Source organism: Pseudomonas sp. PDM19, from assembly GCF_014852215.1.
In the GTDB taxonomy this organism is placed as follows: domain Bacteria; phylum Pseudomonadota; class Gammaproteobacteria; order Pseudomonadales; family Pseudomonadaceae; genus Pseudomonas.
The window spans coordinates 1-2818 of the sequence record NZ_JACVBG010000007.1 but is presented as its reverse complement, the minus strand read 5'-3'; the positions used below and the strand labels follow the sequence as shown (position 1 = coordinate 2818).

General features: G+C 51.9%; 1 rRNA gene. It reads left to right on the top strand.

The window, feature by feature from the left end:
* Positions 1 to 2747: ribosomal RNA gene (locus IB273_RS31225) — 23S ribosomal RNA — on the top strand; the annotation flags it as partial.
* Positions 2748 to 2818: the final 71 nt, after the last annotated feature.

Sequence of the window (2818 nt, the reverse complement as noted above, 5' to 3'; positions counted from 1 at the left end):
GGTATCTTGCACTGAATACATAGGTGTAAGAGGCGAACCAGGGGAACTGAAACATCTAAGTACCCTGAGGAAAAGAAATCAACCGAGATTCCCTTAGTAGTGGCGAGCGAACGGGGATTAGCCCTTAAGCTTCTTTGAATCTAACAGAACGCTCTGGAAAGTGCGGCCATAGTGGGTGATAGCCCCGTATGTGAAAGGTTCTTTGAAGTGAAATCGAGTAGGACGGAGCACGAGAAACTTTGTCTGAATATGGGGGGACCATCCTCCAAGGCTAAATACTACTGACTGACCGATAGTGAACCAGTACCGTGAGGGAAAGGCGAAAAGAACCCCGGAGAGGGGAGTGAAATAGAACCTGAAACCGTATGCGTACAAGCAGTGGGAGCCTACTTTGTTAGGTGACTGCGTACCTTTTGTATAATGGGTCAGCGACTTATATTCAGTGGCGAGCTTAACCGTATAGGGAAGGCGTAGCGAAAGCGAGTCTTAATAGGGCGTTTTAGTCGCTGGGTATAGACCCGAAACCGGGCGATCTATCCATGAGCAGGTTGAAGGTTAGGTAACACTGACTGGAGGACCGAACCCACTCCCGTTGAAAAGGTAGGGGATGACTTGTGGATCGGAGTGAAAGGCTAATCAAGCTCGGAGATAGCTGGTTCTCCTCGAAAGCTATTTAGGTAGCGCCTCACGTATCACTCCAGGGGGTAGAGCACTGTTTCGGCTAGGGGGTCATCCCGACTTACCAAACCGATGCAAACTCCGAATACCTGGAAGTGTCAGCGTGGGAGACACACGGCGGGTGCTAACGTCCGTCGTGAAAAGGGAAACAACCCAGACCGTCAGCTAAGGTCCCAAAGTTATGGTTAAGTGGTAAACGATGTGGGAAGGCTTAGACAGCTAGGAGGTTGGCTTAGAAGCAGCCACCCTTTAAAGAAAGCGTAATAGCTCACTAGTCGAGTCGGCCTGCGCGGAAGATGTAACGGGGCTCAAACCATACACCGAAGCTACGGGTGCATCGCAAGATGCGCGGTAGAGGAGCGTTCTGTAAGCCTGTGAAGGTGAGTTGAGAAGCTTGCTGGAGGTATCAGAAGTGCGAATGCTGACATGAGTAACGACAATGGGAGTGAAAAACTCCCACGCCGAAAGACCAAGGGTTCCTGCGCAACGTTAATCGACGCAGGGTTAGTCGGTCCCTAAGGCGAGGCTGAAGAGCGTAGTCGATGGGAAACAGGTTAATATTCCTGTACTTCTAGTTACTGCGATGGAGGGACGGAGAAGGCTAGGCCAGCTTGGCGTTGGTTGTCCAAGTTTAAGGTGGTAGGCAGAGATCTTAGGTAAATCCGGGGTCTTAATGCCGAGAGCTGATGACGAGTCATCTTTTAGATGATGAAGTGGTTGATGCCATGCTTCCAGGAAAAGCTTCTAAGCTTCAGGTAACTAGGAACCGTACCCCAAACCGACACAGGTGGTTGGGTAGAGAATACCAAGGCGCTTGAGAGAACTCGGGTGAAGGAACTAGGCAAAATGGCACCGTAACTTCGGGAGAAGGTGCGCCGGCGAGGGTTAAGGATTTACTCCGTAAGCCCATGCCGGTCGAAGATACCAGGCCGCTGCGACTGTTTATTAAAAACACAGCACTCTGCAAACACGAAAGTGGACGTATAGGGTGTGACGCCTGCCCGGTGCCGGAAGGTTAATTGATGGGGTTAGCGAAAGCGAAGCTCTTGATCGAAGCCCCGGTAAACGGCGGCCGTAACTATAACGGTCCTAAGGTAGCGAAATTCCTTGTCGGGTAAGTTCCGACCTGCACGAATGGCGTAACGATGGCGGCGCTGTCTCCACCCGAGACTCAGTGAAATTGAAATCGCTGTGAAGATGCAGTGTATCCGCGGCTAGACGGAAAGACCCCGTGAACCTTTACTGTAGCTTTGCACTGGACTTTGAGCCTGCTTGTGTAGGATAGGTGGGAGGCTTTGAAGCGTGGACGCCAGTCTGCGTGGAGCCATCCTTGAAATACCACCCTGGCATGCTTGAGGTTCTAACTCTGGTCCGTTATCCGGATCGAGGACAGTGTATGGTGGGCAGTTTGACTGGGGCGGTCTCCTCCTAAAGAGTAACGGAGGAGTACGAAGGTGCGCTCAGACCGGTCGGAAATCGGTCGTAGAGTATAAAGGCAAAAGCGCGCTTGACTGCGAGACAGACACGTCGAGCAGGTACGAAAGTAGGTCTTAGTGATCCGGTGGTTCTGTATGGAAGGGCCATCGCTCAACGGATAAAAGGTACTCCGGGGATAACAGGCTGATACCGCCCAAGAGTTCATATCGACGGCGGTGTTTGGCACCTCGATGTCGGCTCATCACATCCTGGGGCTGAAGCCGGTCCCAAGGGTATGGCTGTTCGCCATTTAAAGTGGTACGCGAGCTGGGTTTAGAACGTCGTGAGACAGTTCGGTCCCTATCTGCCGTGGACGTTTGAGATTTGAGAGGGGCTGCTCCTAGTACGAGAGGACCGGAGTGGACGAACCTCTGGTGTTCCGGTTGTCACGCCAGTGGCATTGCCGGGTAGCTATGTTCGGAATAGATAACCGCTGAAAGCATCTAAGCGGGAAACTAGCCTCAAGATGAGATCTCACTGGGAACTTGATTCCCCTAAAGGGCCGTCGAAGACTACGACGTTGATAGGTCGGGTGTGTAAGCGCTGTGAGGCGTTGAGCTAACCGATACTAATTGCCCGTGAGGCTTGACCATATAACACCCAAACAATTTGCGTGTTGTACGGTGAAGACGTAACGAACCGAAAGTTCGTGTGAACCGCAAAT